Source organism: Epilithonimonas pallida (assembly GCF_900182975.1).
Lineage (GTDB): Bacteria > Bacteroidota > Bacteroidia > Flavobacteriales > Weeksellaceae > Epilithonimonas > Epilithonimonas pallida.
Map to the genome: position 1 here is coordinate 35,598 of NZ_FXUO01000008.1, position 14,591 is coordinate 50,188.

Below are 14,591 nucleotides of genomic sequence, written 5' to 3' on the forward strand. Positions count from 1 at the left end.
ATTATCATATAATCCAATATGCGAATCTTATTATTAGACACCAATCATCCATTGATAGAGCAACAGCTTTCCGGAAAAGGTTTTGTTTTCGATGCAGATTATACTTCCAGCTATGATGAAGTTTTGGAAAAAATCCGGAATTACGAAGGAATCATCATCCGGAGCCGAATTCCATTGGATAAGAATTTTTTGACCAAAGCTTCTCATCTTAAGTTCATTGCAAGAGTAGGCGCAGGAATGGAAAATATCGATATTGAAACGGCCGAAAGTTTAGGAATTAAATTGATTAATTCGCCGGAGGGTAACCGCGATTCTGTTGCAGAACATGTTGTCGGGATGTTGTTGATTCTGATGAACCGATTATTTATCGCTTCCAACGAGGTCAAGAACGGAATCTGGAAACGAGAAGAAAACCGAGGTGACGAGTTGCTAGGAAAAACCTTCGGAATCATTGGCTATGGAAATATGGGAAAAGCCACGGCGAAAAGGCTTTCGGGTTTTGGTGTTGAAGTTATTTTCTACGATATTTTGCCTGATCTTTCCGATGAATTTGCAAAGCAGGTTTCTTTGGAAGAACTTCAGAAAAGAGCTGATATTCTGAGTCTTCATATTCCGTTGACAGATGAAACTAATTATTTGATTGATGAAGAATTCATTTCTAAAATGGAAAAGAATTTCTATTTTGTGAACACCGCTCGTGGAAAAAATTTAAAAACTAAAGCCTTAGTACAAGCTATTGAAGCGGGTAAAGTTTTAGGTGCTTGTCTGGATGTTTTGGAATACGAAAAGTCATCTTTTGAAAATCTGGAAACAGAAAATCAGGATCTGAAATATTTATTAGATTCCGAAAAAGTGATTATTACGCCACATATTGCTGGTTGGACGCATCAAAGTAAAGAGAAGCTAGCGCAGGTGATTGTTGATAAAATTTTTAAAACCACTTAATAAATCCAATTGTTTTTAGAAGTGTTTTTAAACAAAAGCTTATTATCTAATTTTTCAAAGATATAAGCTACATCTAATGATCTAGTTGGACGAAAATCTGTTATAATATATACAAACTCTGTCTCATCAAATCCTTTCATAGGTTTTTGAATCAAGACTTTTTGATTATTATCCGACGATTTGATTGCGGAATACTCAAAGATTTCTTTACGACCACCATTTAAAATTATTTCTAATGTTTTATCATCTAAATATTTTCCAAAAAAACATTTAGATGCTTTTCTGTGAAATATCTCAATATCCTTCCTAAATGTTTCTATAGTATCAAAATTGTGATTTGATATGATATTAAAAGAATTGTCGAATGCTACGTTTTGTTTCAAATCTTCGAATCTTAGATTAGAATCGTTGAAAGGATGACTAATACCAAAATCAGATTGTCTTTTCAAATGATATAAAAAATCAGATAAGAAATAATACTCAGAAAACTTCAAAGGAATATCTTTTATTATAACAATAGGATAATCCCAAGGAACAGATTCAATGTTTTCTATTGAATCTATTTTGAAATTTAGATAATCTTGAGTGTTATCAACCGTATATTTAAGCATAGTTTTTGAAATTTTTTAAATTTAATTATTTCCATTAATCAATAGTTTTTTTTAACTTTTATTAAGATAATTACATTGGGTCAAAATTTCATTTTATGTTAAATTGCGCTTCCTTAAGAGTTGGTAAATGAATTTTAGAAAAATAATTACAGTCGGTTTAGCAGTTGCATCTATTTATTCCTGCAAAAAAGAAAAAGAAGAAACAGCAGAGATTTACCAATCCAAACTTCCTAATTATGGCAATGTTGATCTGTCCAAAGTATTTACTCCGGCAGAATCTACTTTAGAAAACCAATCCACAATTCTTCCTCTCATCAATAATTATTATCAGAAAGTCTGGGAACAAGGCGACTTGAGCGGCGGAATTCTTGTTGCAAAAGGCGATAAGATTATCTTCGAAAAGTACAGAGGTTTTGGCAGAGAAAATAAGCAAATGCCAATTGATGAAAATACGCCGCTTCACGTAGCTTCGGTTAGCAAGACGATGACAGCAATGGCTGTTTTAAAACTGGTTGAAGGTGGAAAACTGAAATTGGAAGATGATTTGACTAAGTTTTTTCCAAAGTTTCCTTATAAAGATATTACGGTTTTCAGTTTATTGTCACAGAGAAGCGGACTTCCAAAATATGAGCATTTTGACCAAGGCATCAAACCTGCTCCGGAAGAATTGAAGAAAGAATTCCTAACCAATCAGGATGTTTTGGAGATGTTGATTAAATACAAGCCGGAACTGGCAAGGCTTTCCAACACGGGTTTTATGTATTGCAACACCAACTTTGCTTTACTGGCGTTGATTGTAGAAAAAGTGACCGCAACGCCCTTTCCGGAAGCGATGCAGGAAATTGTTTTCAAACCTTTGAAAATGAATCATACCTTTATATTCCAGAAGAAAGATATTCCAACGGCTTCACAATCATTTTACAGTGGCTTCAGATTATATCCTTTAGGAAATCTTGATTTGATCTATGGTGACAAAAACGTTTACACAACGCCAAAAGATTTACTTAATTTTTCAGTTGCGTTATTTTCAAAAGATTTCCTAAAGCCTGAATTGGCCAACAAAATCTTCGAACCGTACAGCAACGAGAAAAAAGGAATCAACAATTATGGTCTCGGTTTCCGAATGAAGGAATTTGATAACGGTGAAAAACTGACTTATCACAATGGTTGGTGGCACGGCACCAATTCGGTCTTTGCGCATCTTCTGAAATCAAAAGTGACGATTATCGCCATTGGAAACAAGTACTCACAAAGAGTTTATTCCGCTTTATCATTATCAGGATTGTTTGAAAATTTCCCTTTCGAAATGGAAAAATTCAATAAGACAATGAATCCAGCTGGCGCAGAAAAAGACACAGCGTCTGCAGGAAACGGCGAATTATAGAATTACCTGGGTGCCTTTATCCGCCTGTAGTTTACCCGCTTTTTTCTGTCATTGCAAATAAAATGAAGCAATCTAAAGAACTTTTGCACAATCGATAACAGAAAAAGAGCTCCACTCAAGTCGGGGCACATGTTCAACATAAAAAAAATTGTAATTAAAATACAAGTAACGAGAAAAACTTAAAAATATTATATAAAATAATAAATTGATTATCAGAACTTTAATAATTATTAAGGTTCTTTTTTTATTTTTGATGTAATAATTTGTAATTCCAAAATGTCTTACTTTTAAACAACCAAGAAATAGTAAGTTTCAAAAGCTAACATTTTGAAACTTACACATTAAACTGAAATCTATGACTCAAGAAATTTTTAAACAAACGGTATATATTCTCAAGGATGAGATGTATCGTTTTGCGAAAAAGTTTTTGATGAGCGCAGATGAAGCCGAAGATGTTGTAATGGATCTGATGATGAAATTCTGGCAAAAAAAAGAAGAACTGTTGGTTGTGGAAAATCTGAAAAGTTTTGCCCTGCGAAGTGTAAAAAATGAATGTCTGAATCGCCTGAAACATCACGAAGTGAAACTCGGGTTTGCAAGCCAGACGAGACATCAGTCAGAACTTTATCAGATAGAAACCAATAATATGAGAGAGCAGATTTTGGGATTTATTAACCAACTGCCAGAGAAACAAAAAATGGTCATTCACTTAAAAGATGTCGAGGAATATGAGATTTCGGAGATTTCGGAAATTATGGAGATGGAGGAAAACGCAGTCCGCGTGAACCTGATGCGAGCCAGACAAAAAGTGAAAGAATCAATTAACAAACTTTATGCATATGAAAACAGACAGATACAAGGATTGGGAATCTAGATTCTTCGAAGGCGAAGAGTTGACGCCGGAAGAACATCTGTTTCTCAAAAACGAAAGTGATAACCCCTATTTTTCTTTTCTGAATGAAGAGAAACAGGATAAATTAGATATAAGCTTCGACGATTTCTTAAAGAAAACCGAAGAACCAAAAATAGTTGCGCTTCCGATTGTAAAAAGGAAATCTTACACACAATATTGGATGGCTGCGAGTTTGGTAATCTTAATGGGGATCACAGGACTTTGGATGTTCAACAATCCTGAGAACATAGCACCTCAAATTGCTAATCATAATGTAGCGCCTAAGAAAGTTGAAGCGCGAAAAGCTGCTCCGGTAGAAGAAACTCAGACTCAACAGCCGGTTTTAGCTCAACAAGATATGCATCCAGTAAAGCAAACGATTGAGAAGAAAAATTCAGCGGAAAATCAACAACCAAAAGCGCAATTCGCTTCTCAGCAGCCGAAACCAATTAAAACTGATAATCAAGCCCAAAATCAAGTAAACTCAGATTCGGAGTATAATCCAAATTATGTTATCATCAATGGAAAACCAATCTACAGCGAACAGGAAGCCATCGCTATAACAGAGGATACTTTTAATTATTTTGCAAGTAACGTTACCCAAACCATAAATCAGGCAGAATCTGCCCAAAATCAATCATTGGATTTTTACAGGATTCTTAATTTTTAAAATATTAATTAATCAAAAATGAAGTCGCTATCTACGAATCTTCTGAAATAGTACTAACGAAATGGCGATTGCATAAGACCTTAGACAACAACCAAAAATTATTATGAAAAAAATATCAATATTCATCGTATTATTTCTTCTGTCCACTAATATTTTCGGACAAACAGAAGAACTCAATAAGCTCTTTGATAAGTATCAGGACACAGAAGGTGTGACCTCTATCAAGATTGCAAAACCTATGTTCAAGTTATTGAATAATCTTAAAATCGATGACGAAGAATTAGGTAAAATTCAACCCTTGCTTGCAAAGGTTAATGGACTGAAAATGCTCATTCTGGAAAAACCGGAAACATCAAAAAATCCCTTCATAGATGAAGAAAAAATCGAAAAAGAAATTTCCAATTCTCTTAAAAATATGAAGTACGAAGAGTTGGTCACTGTGAATAATCGTGATGCTAAAATCAAGTTTATGGCAAAGGATATCACAGCCAATGTTATGGACAATCTGATTCTTAACATTATGTCGGAAGACAGTTCTGTTCTGATGATGCTGGACGGTAAAATCTCTATGGAAGATGTAAACAATCTGATGCAGGAAACTAAAAATGTAACTTCTGTAAACCCGGTTTCTACAATCAAATCTGATAAGACCAATGTTGGAAGCGTAAGAGATGTTCCTGCCTTCAATGGGATAGAAACTTCTTCGGGGGTTGATGTAGAATTCAGTCAAAGTCCAAAACAAAGTGTGGTTGTAAATGTAGAACCTGAAAAGCAGCAATACGTTATCACAGAAGTTGAAAATGGTGTTTTGAAAATCTTTGTGAGAAACAAAGGCGTTAAAAACCTGAATTTCAATAGTCTTAAAGTGATTGTTTCCGGGCCGAAATTGTCAAAATTGGTAACCAAATCCGGCTCCACTTTCAAAGCAGTTACCCCGGTTAACGAAACAACTTTTGCTGCAAGCTGTACATCTGGTTCGCAGGTTTCGGGTGAGTTTAAAATCTCTACCAATACAGCCTTGGAAGTATCTTCCGGTGTTAATGTCAAAATGAACCTTGAAACCAAATCTCTGGCTTTGGAAGCAAGTAGCGGAAGTTCTATCAAATTAGCAGGCAAAGCAGATTCCGGCGTTTACAGCGCAAGCAGCGGAAGTTCTATCTCGGCAAATGATTTTGTTACCAAATCAGCGGTTGTAGATGCCTCTTCCGGAGCCAATGTGAAAATCAATACAACAGAAAGTCTGACAGCAAGCGCAAGTTCGGCATCATCCATCCAATACAGAGGAAATCCTTCTAAAGTTACCAAATCTGCCCAGGAAGTTACAGGCGCTAGTATTACTTCAATCAACTAAAAACTAAAATTATGCTACGATTCTTATACATTATTATTTTGACGATTGTCGGTTTTTTTCTTCAGTCGTGTATGGTTTCTCAAAATAAAGTTCACACCGACTTTTTTGACAATCCGGGATTCAAGAACAACTCAACTTTTGTGAGTATCAATGTTCCGACTTTCTTAGCGAAATCCTACGTGAAACAGGCTTTAAGAGAAGACGGCGAAAGCCAGGAAGTGATTGATCTGGTGAAAAAGATCAGCGATGTGAAAGTCCTGATTGTTGAAAGTTCCAAAACGCCTGTGAAAGCAGAGTTTCAGAAATATCTGAATAAGAATAACTATGAAGAATGGATGTCTGTAAAACAACAGGGCCAGCTTATCAGCATCAATGCACAGCAGTCGAAAGACCTGATCAGGCGAATGATAATTACTGTCAATGATGATAATGACGAGAGTATTTTTGTAGATGTAAAAGGAAAATTCTCGCCGGATGATATCTCAAAAATTATCAACGCCACCGAAAAAAATCAAATCAAAATTCATAGAAACTAAATTTTTTCAATTAACCACTATCCTTGTAGTGGTTTTTGTGCGTACTCATTTTTTAGAAATGAACTTTGGTTACTTTATCGTGAGATTTCAAATAGAGCGGAAGTGCCGCTGAACCATACCATTTGTAAATGTCGACATCAAAGATTCCTGATTTTACAGACGGGTCTGTCAAGACCAAACTTTCTGCTTCTTCTTTTGTTTTTGCATCAAGAATGAAAATACCGCTGTAATTATTTTGATTTTCCTCCAGCATTGGTCCGGCAACAATCAGTTTACCGTCTTTTGCTAATTTTTTGATGTTAATCATATGTCCTTTCATCAATTCTGATCTCTTTGCTTTGTCGGTAATTTCGGCTTTTCCTTTTTTTAGGATCACGAGGTAATAAGGTTTCATTCCATATTGGTCAGCACCAAGAGAATCCGCTAATTTTTGGTCAAACTCTTTATTTTGTGCACTGATGGCTGAAGAGAATAGAATCAAAGACAAAATTGTAAATAATGATTTCATTTGTTTAAGTTTCTTCCAAAATTAGAATAAAAAATGAAATCTAAAATTAATACCATATAATTATCTTCGGAACCTGAAATATTTGGTCAGTTCGTGCTTTTTACCTTTGAGAAAGTCGGAAGCCATTGCCATTCCAATCACTGAAAATGTAATCCCGTTGCCACCAAAACCTAATACGAAATAAGCGCTTGGAAAGTTGGGATGTTCACCAATATAAGGTAATCCGTCTTTGGTTTCGCCAAATGTTCCTGCCCAGACAAAATCGGTTCGGAAGTTATTTCCGGGTAAATATTTGTCGAGCTTTTTCACGAGTTTATTTTCCTTTTCGTGAAGTAGAGAATCTCGTTTTTTGGCGTTCACAAATTTTTCATCTTCACCCCCAATCAGGATTCGGTTGTCATCGGTTGTCCGCATATAGATGTATGGATTTGCAGTGTTCCATACCAATAAGTCATTCAGTTCCTTATGGTCTTTCTCGTATTGTTCGCCAACAATCGCATATGTAGAAAGCAGGTTAACAAATTTGTCTTTGATAATTTCTGTACTTTCGAAGCCGTTGCAGAAAATCACTTTTTTGGCTTTGATAGTATTTCCATAGTCGGTTGTTGCCATAACGCCGTTTTTCTTATAATCTAATTTGATAATATTGGTTTTATCAAAGATCTGTAATCCTTTTTTATAATTGTAATGTAAAATATCATGAGCCAGGCAAAACGCATCAATACTTCCGCCCTGTTCGGAAAGGATTCCGCCAAATGTGTTCTCTATTTTGAACTGCTTTTTAATCTCTTCTTCCGAAAGCCATTTTACCGGAAACTTAGCCGTTTTTCTTGCTTCGAATTCTTTTTTGAGAAGTGGAACATCTTTTTTCAAAGCTGCGAAATAAAGGGATTTTTTTTTCTTGAAACCACAATCAGACTTTACTTCCTTAGCTATTTTCTGTAGATCATCAATAGAATCGTAACAAGCCCAATATGCTTTTTCAGCACCTTCTTGTCCAATCATCTCGGACAGCTTGAATAGTGCGACATCAATCTCGTATTGTAGCATAGAAGTTGTAGCGCTAGTACTTCCGTTTCCGATTTCGCGACGGTCTACCAAAACGGTTTTATAGCCATCTTTAATCATTTGGTGGGCGAGAAGAGAACCTGTGATTCCACCTCCGATAATGAGGATTTCAGTTTCGATATCTTCTCGGAGTGATGGATAAGAATGTTTGAGTCCGTCTTTTACGAGCCAGAATGGTTCAGGGGATTTTAGTTTCATAGTTTGATTTAAATGCTTTGAAACATTACAAATACCAAACCGTTATTAAATGAAAACAAAAAACCTCAAAGAATTTTCCTTGAGGGTTTTAATCATCATCGATAATTTTTATAATACATCAGGGTGTAGAATATTTTAAAAGATTTGGTAATTTATTTTTCCGATATTTTTGTGTTTATAGAATCTTTAGTTTTTTTAAATCATTATCTTAATAAATTATAAAATAAATATCAAATCAATGATGAATAAATATAACAGCCTTTTACAGATTACTTTTTAATGATGCTGAAGGTCTTTTCTACACCGGCTGCTGAAATTTTTATGATATATATTCCAGTTTGCCAGCTCTGCGTATTGATAGTGTTTTTGCCCTTGTTCAATAATTTGGTATCAACCTGCTGGCCATTCATATTATAAACAGTAATATTTGATGTATCTGATAAATCAACAAAAAGATTATCTTTCACGGGGTTTGGATATACCTTGACTTGTTTTATGATTTCTGATTTGCCTTCTCCTTTTTTAACATTACTGACACCATATGGAGAGAGAGGTGAATGAGGTGCTCCTTTGGCTTGTAGATCAGTATCTACAGGATCTTGTATTCCATCGATATCAGTATCGTCAGTTCTGGACAAAAATCCTGCTCCTAGTTGATCCAGATTCATTTTTCCAATTGCATATAAGTCATAATCTGAACCATTGGAAGTTATATCAAGAAAGTCAGGAAGACCATCAGCATCTGTATCTCTTATAGCATACTTTGGAACGCCGGAATCCGGAAAGGTTTCTAATATATCTGCAAACCCATTCTTGCCAAACGCTATACCACGATCAATAATACCGTTGTGGTCGGCATCAATCTGGTCAATAACAGAATTTGGAATTCCTGATTCGAAAAGATCCAAAATACCATCATTGTCAGAATCAAGGTCTAAGTAATTGGCCACTCCGTCTCCAAATTCTGTTACAAATCCATCTACACCTTCTTTGTCATCATCTTCGAATATGCGAGGAGTATTATCTGCATTTTCTATGAAATCCGGGATGCCGTCATTATCAGAGTCTATATCACACGAATTAAATACACCATCCATATCCGTATCTATAGATGAAGATTTATCACTTACATCACATATGCTTTCTGTACAATCAGGGATTCCGTTTCCGTCCGTATCAATGGAGTCATCACCACTAAGACATACTTCAAAACAATTAGGGATGCCATCATTATCATCATCGCGGGTAGCGAAAGCATTATATATGTAATACTCCTGAGGGAATCGGATACCAGTACCACTATTGAAATTAATTTTGATGCGGTTAAAAGGTTTCGTGGCTTTTCCTCCTACGTAGAATTTATTAGAATCTGTGGTAAAGAAATTTCCGCTTATAAGGCTTCCTGTTCCTGTAAATACATCGGTAACAGTGGTATTGTTATAAAATGTTACTGTAATATTTTCAAGGATCCCAACCCCGATAAGATTAGCTGCTTTTTCCAAAGTGAATCCTGCAAAAGTATTTGCCGGCTGCAATTCATTAGTTTTTACTGTGACATATGCGGAAAAGATGCTTAAAAGAGATGCAGCCGGCACAGTTGCCGTAGCATAATTGGAGGTATTTGTATCCACAATATTTTCAGGATTTACCATTTTGCCGAGAATGATTCCGAAAAGTCCCGGGCCGGAAGTCCAGGAAGATCCCGTCACCAGATTTCCAGGAACGGCAGATCCAGTAGTTTGTATCTTATCGTCACATTCGCATCCTTTTACAGGCTCTTCAAAAGCATAATAGACCTTCAAAGTACCAATGTTAACTCCTGCTGTTTGCGTTACTTTCAAACGGATTTCGTTGAAAGGTTTCGTTGTTACAAGAGAAACTTTTTGTTTTCCGGAACCGAAACTCAAAACTTTGATATTGATCAAACCTCCACCATCAGATAATGGTTTGGAGTCCTGAAGCTGACCGAAAAGATAAGTTTCGATAGAAATATTCTTTAAGAACTCTGCACTTAGTAACTTTCCTTCATCATCCGGTGAAATTACAAACCCGGCTTTGTTTCCTGCAGGATAGATTTGATCCTTATCTAATAATCCTACAGAGTATGAGCCAAGTAATCCTGCCGGTAGAAAAATAGAACCATAAGTGTTTTTCTTACCATCACTTATAAAATCCTTATTAATTACAGTAGATAGCGGGGAAATAAAGCTGCTGCTGCCAGATACGTTGCCATCTACACTGCTCCCTGCAATAATATCATCACAAATCTTATTATCTTCATTCACCATTTTGTTAGGATCAAATGCAAACGCATAATACACATTCATTGCGCTAAAAAGAGAGAGAACATTGGTTTGGAACAATCTTACTTCGTTAAAATCCATCGTGGTTTTAAAGTGCAGAAAGATTCGGTTTTTTGTTCCTCCGAAAGCAGGAACCGTTAATAAAGTTGCGTTCGTAGAAGATTCCCGAAGTACCCCGTTTTTGTAGGTAGCAATTCTTAATGAACTTAGTAGCTCTGCGGTAATAATGCTTGTTCCAGTATCAACATTGAAACCTGTAATATATCCTGCGGGATAGGTTGTTATATTATTTTTCACGGATATACCACTTCCACTTACAAGAGCAGCAAAGTTACCCATGCTTACTTTATTATTAAGATCGGCATCAATGACCGGACTTAGGGAACCATTGTAGCAAGCGAGGCATATTCCATTGTTATTCACTGCTTTGGCTTCCACACCCATTCCTCTGATGGGCGTATAGCCTTGTGAAAACACTTTTGTAGATAATCCTAATATCAGTATTAGTTTACAAACACTTTTAAGTAATTTTTTCTTCATCTTTTTATCAATTTGTATTATTGAAATTATTTAGTAAAGGTCATTCCAGGTATTTCCGTTGCAACCCTGATGCTTTTTGGTGGTAGCATTATAGCGGATAGCTCCTTCTGTTTCTGCTATACAGCCAGTTGCGGGAGTCTGAGGGACAATGCGTATTTGTGTTTTTACCGTGAGATCACTTTGTAATTGATTGGCCGTAAGTGTAGTCGTGTCCACATTGATACCAACATTGCTTGCAGTTCCTGCACTGACACGGGACATAAAATTGTGGTAGTCATTAGAATAAACTGTTGAATAAGCTCGGTTATTAACTGCATTATTTCCTATAATAACAGCTCCTGTAGATGGCGATGCTGTAATGCTATTACTTGTTCCCAGTATATATCCTCCTGTATTATCCTGGTTGCTTGATCCAATAGTAATCCCGGCATTGATACGTGCCGAGGATGTACCATTTTGATTTCCAATAATTATAGATGATCCGCCAGTATAATTCTGAAAACCAAACAGTAAAGTATTGAGAGAAGCAATATCGTTGTCGGCCCCGATTATGTAGCTGCCTCCGGTAAAGTTCATACCTGTATTATTTCCCGACAGCTTATTTCTTAAGCCAAAAGTGAAATTTTTATTTCCGGTCACAGTATTTCCGTACCCTATTGCTGCTGAGTAAGTTGCTGCTACGGAGTTGGGTGACGCTGTTCCTCCTCCGATTGGTGGAGCTTCATATCCTATTGACATAGTTTGAGAGGTTGTAGCCGAAGCATTTTTCCCGATAGCAATAGAGTAATCTCCTGATGCAGTATTGCCATCTCCTAATGCTACTGAGCTTTGTCCGGTGGATGTGTTGTTTAGCCCTAATGCGGCATTGTTTTTAGTTCCGATGCTATTGGTATTGCCCCAGGAAAAGGACGAAGTAGCCGTGCCGCCTCCTCTCAAAGTGCCATTAGTGTCAAGAATTGCACGAGTAATACCTGCTGTAGCAATTGCAAGATTAACATTGTCCGAGGTTCCTACATAATTGTCGCTTCCAACAGTGCTCCCAAGGTTAGAAGCAGCAGTCGTCCCTGTATTTCCCAGTATAGTCCAATCATTGCTGGATGCAGGTACGGAAATGGTACCATCAGAAGCTACATTAATTCCCGATCCTATTTTTACGCCTCCAAGTATGGATGAGGAAGCAATTGGCAAAGTATAAGAATAGTTGGGGATATTAAGTGTAGAGCCTGTAAGGGTTGCCGGCCCGCTGGTTCCTGTAGTAGTAAGTGTAATACCAGATCCTGTACCGATTGTTTGCCAGCTACCAGTTCCATTGGCGTCAGATACTAAAACTTTTCCTGCACCTTTTGTAGAATTGTCCAGTCTGAAAGTTCCTGTAATGTGAAGGGTTTCTTGTGGATTTGGGGTATTAATTCCCACATTTCCTGTTTGTGCAAAATTCCCAATCCCAATTAGTGCAATGATTGCACATAAATTTTTTTTCTCCATATATTGTATTTTTAAGATTTAATAAAAGTTTTCACATTTAATAAAAAATAAATTTGAATTATTTGTTGCTGAAAACCATTTGGGTTGCAAATTTCATTAATGCAGTTATCAACCATGCATTTTGCGCGTCACAAACAGTGGACATTTTCTTTTTTCAAATGGACAAATTGTGTACATAATTTCAATGAATTGATTTTCAAAGTTTTGTGTTTTTTGTGTTTTGATGAAAAATTTGTGCTTTATGTTTAAAAAAAAATCATAATCCTATATTTTTGTTTTATTCCTATTTGGAGAATTTCAATTAATTTTAAAAACAGATGAAAAAATTTAGTTTATTGTTTATACTGTTGATAACAGGCAGACTTATCGGGCAAAGTGATTTTGACCAAGATCAGCAATTGGTTTATACTTACCTATATAGTAAAGAAATAAAAAAAGCCAAAAATCTGATCGACAGGAAGTTTCTTAATTCTGAAGATGATTCACGAAGAGTGATAGGCTATATATATTTAAGTGATTATTATTCTTTTGTTGAAAACGAAGAAGAAAAGGTAAGAGCTTTGGAAAATGCTAAAAAGATTGCAAGTGTAAATAAAAATAGCCGAGATGAAGGGTATCTACAATTGGGATATGCAAGATACTATGAGGGGCTTGCTAAAAATGAACTTTTTATTAAATCAATTAATGAAGGAATTAAAATCTTTAGTAAATATCCAAATGAAAATTTTATACTGGCTCAATTTTACTTTCTTCGATACAAATACAAGACGAAAAATTTTCTTGAAAAAGATACCAGATTTGATTGTTTTAAAGCCAATGAATTTGCTTTGAAGTCAAAAAATAATTTACTGATCAATTTTACATATAGTAACATAGGATTTTATTACAAAAAAAAATTTAATGAAACTCAAAATAGAAAATACCTTGATTCGGCAAATACTAACTATTTAAAATCTTACAGTTATATTAACTTAATCAAGAATCCTGAGGCAAGAAAACGATCTCTTGTTGTTCGCTATCTCAATTATGGTAGCTTGGTTAGCAGTCTGTTTCCGAATAATTATCAAAAAACATTAGAATTATATAAGAAAGTTATCCAATTAACTCAAAATGATGATAATTACAGAGAAGTGACATCAATGACTTATAATAATATAGGCTCTGATTATGAAAATCTCGGACAGGAAGATCTTGCAGAGAAAAATTACCTGATATCCTATAATTTATCAAAGGATGATAATACTATCCTCACACAAAATAAGTTGATCATTTTAGATAATCTTTCCAGAATATATGAGCAGAATGGACAATTTGATAAAGCACTGAATTACCAAAGGGAAGCCAAAGACCTTATAAAGAACGAAAGTGAAAAACAATTTAATAACAATACGAAAGCGCAGGAGATTTTTTATCAGACAGAATACAAGAATAAACAAATTGAGGAGCTGAAAAGACGGCAGCGGCTTTACCTTGTGATTATTGTACTTTCAGTTTTCGGAATATTTTCCTTGATTTACTTTTTATATAACAGAAGCAAACTGCACATAAACAAAACAGCATTACTGGAAGCAGAAAAAAATAGTGCAGAATTAACATTACAGCTTGAAAAGGAAGAAAAGCATCGCCTTGAAACCGAACAAAAGTTAGCAATCCTACAGCAGGAACAGTTGCAAAAACAAGCAATGGTTACATCTCTTCAACTGGATCATAAAAATACTTTTATTAATGAGCTTAAAGAAAAAATAAAACAGCAAAAAGAAATAAACCTGGATAAAATCCTAAAAGAAGAGCAACTTGCAGACAATAACTTCAATGGGATTCAGCAGATTATACAAGATGTTCATCCCAATTTTTTCAAGCGTCTTCAGGAGCTTTCCAAGACCAGGCTTACCAACTTGGATTTAAAATATGCGGCTTATATTTACATCAATATGGACAACCTGCAAATTGCTAATACTTTAAAAGCAGATCCTAATACCGTGCGAAAAACCAAATACAGGCTAAAACAAAAGTTTGGACTTACTAAAGAAAATGATTTGCAGGATTTTATCCAGAGTATAGAATTATAGTGTTGGGTAAATAAAAAGCTGTTCAGACGAA

At 35.4% G+C, this 14,591-nt stretch carries 12 protein-coding genes; 7 read left to right on the forward strand and 5 right to left on the reverse strand.

Features of this window, described 5'->3' with window-relative positions; translation table 11 throughout:
- The first annotated feature begins 18 nt into the window (after positions 1–18).
- Positions 19–945 carry a 2-hydroxyacid dehydrogenase gene (locus QOL71_RS14645; RefSeq protein WP_283417660.1) on the forward strand — a complete coding sequence of 309 codons (927 nt, stop codon included), beginning with the start codon at positions 19–21 and terminating at the stop codon, positions 943–945.
- Here the strand turns inward: QOL71_RS14645 and QOL71_RS14650 are convergent.
- Complete coding sequence (locus QOL71_RS14650; protein WP_283417661.1) at positions 942–1,556, reverse strand: hypothetical protein; 615 nt, start codon at positions 1,554–1,556, stop codon at positions 942–944. The two genes, QOL71_RS14645 and QOL71_RS14650, sit on opposite strands and share 4 nt — an antisense overlap.
- A gap of 127 nt (positions 1,557–1,683) precedes the next feature.
- On the opposite strand from QOL71_RS14650, the gene QOL71_RS14655 reads away from it, so the two are divergent.
- The 5 genes from QOL71_RS14655 (at position 1,684) to QOL71_RS14675 (ending at position 6,389) form a co-directional block, all read left to right on the forward strand.
- Positions 1,684–2,940 (forward strand): serine hydrolase domain-containing protein, encoded by a 1,257-nt coding sequence (locus tag QOL71_RS14655; RefSeq protein ID WP_283417662.1) that lies wholly within the window; start codon positions 1,684–1,686, stop codon positions 2,938–2,940.
- 355 nt (positions 2,941–3,295) lie between these two features.
- Positions 3,296–3,814, forward strand: coding sequence for a sigma-70 family RNA polymerase sigma factor (locus tag QOL71_RS14660; RefSeq protein WP_283417663.1), 519 nt, complete (start codon positions 3,296–3,298; stop codon positions 3,812–3,814).
- Positions 3,780–4,502 (forward strand): hypothetical protein, encoded by a 723-nt coding sequence (locus QOL71_RS14665; protein WP_283417664.1) that lies wholly within the window; start codon positions 3,780–3,782, stop codon positions 4,500–4,502. The genes QOL71_RS14660 and QOL71_RS14665 overlap by 35 nt, the downstream gene beginning before the upstream one ends.
- A gap of 103 nt (positions 4,503–4,605) precedes the next feature.
- On the forward strand, positions 4,606–5,853 hold the full coding sequence (locus tag QOL71_RS14670) for a DUF4252 domain-containing protein (RefSeq protein WP_283417665.1): 1,248 nt from the start codon (positions 4,606–4,608) through the stop codon (positions 5,851–5,853).
- Between the two features lie 11 nt (positions 5,854–5,864).
- Positions 5,865–6,389 (forward strand): DUF4252 domain-containing protein, encoded by a 525-nt coding sequence (locus QOL71_RS14675; RefSeq protein WP_283417666.1) that lies wholly within the window; start codon positions 5,865–5,867, stop codon positions 6,387–6,389.
- Positions 6,390–6,441: 52 nt separating this feature from the next.
- Here the strand turns inward: QOL71_RS14675 and QOL71_RS14680 are convergent, their stop codons facing one another.
- The 4 genes from QOL71_RS14680 to QOL71_RS14695 form a co-directional block, all read right to left on the reverse strand.
- Complete coding sequence (locus QOL71_RS14680; RefSeq protein ID WP_283417667.1) at positions 6,442–6,897, reverse strand: YciI family protein; 456 nt, start codon at positions 6,895–6,897, stop codon at positions 6,442–6,444.
- A 60-nt stretch (positions 6,898–6,957) separates the two neighbouring features.
- A complete protein-coding gene (locus QOL71_RS14685; RefSeq protein ID WP_283417668.1) occupies positions 6,958–8,163 on the reverse strand; it encodes an NAD(P)/FAD-dependent oxidoreductase in 1,206 nt (401 codons plus the stop codon).
- A 269-nt stretch (positions 8,164–8,432) separates the two neighbouring features.
- Positions 8,433–11,006 carry a T9SS type A sorting domain-containing protein gene (locus QOL71_RS14690; protein ID WP_283417669.1) on the reverse strand — a complete coding sequence of 858 codons (2,574 nt, stop codon included), beginning with the start codon at positions 11,004–11,006 and terminating at the stop codon, positions 8,433–8,435.
- A gap of 30 nt (positions 11,007–11,036) precedes the next feature.
- On the reverse strand, positions 11,037–12,491 hold the full coding sequence (locus tag QOL71_RS14695; RefSeq protein ID WP_283417670.1) for a beta strand repeat-containing protein: 1,455 nt from the start codon (positions 12,489–12,491) through the stop codon (positions 11,037–11,039).
- Between the two features lie 317 nt (positions 12,492–12,808).
- Between QOL71_RS14695 and QOL71_RS14700 the strand changes: the two genes are divergently transcribed.
- On the forward strand, positions 12,809–14,560 hold the full coding sequence (locus QOL71_RS14700) for a tetratricopeptide repeat protein (protein WP_283417671.1): 1,752 nt from the start codon (positions 12,809–12,811) through the stop codon (positions 14,558–14,560).
- Positions 14,561–14,591 lie beyond the last annotated feature (31 nt).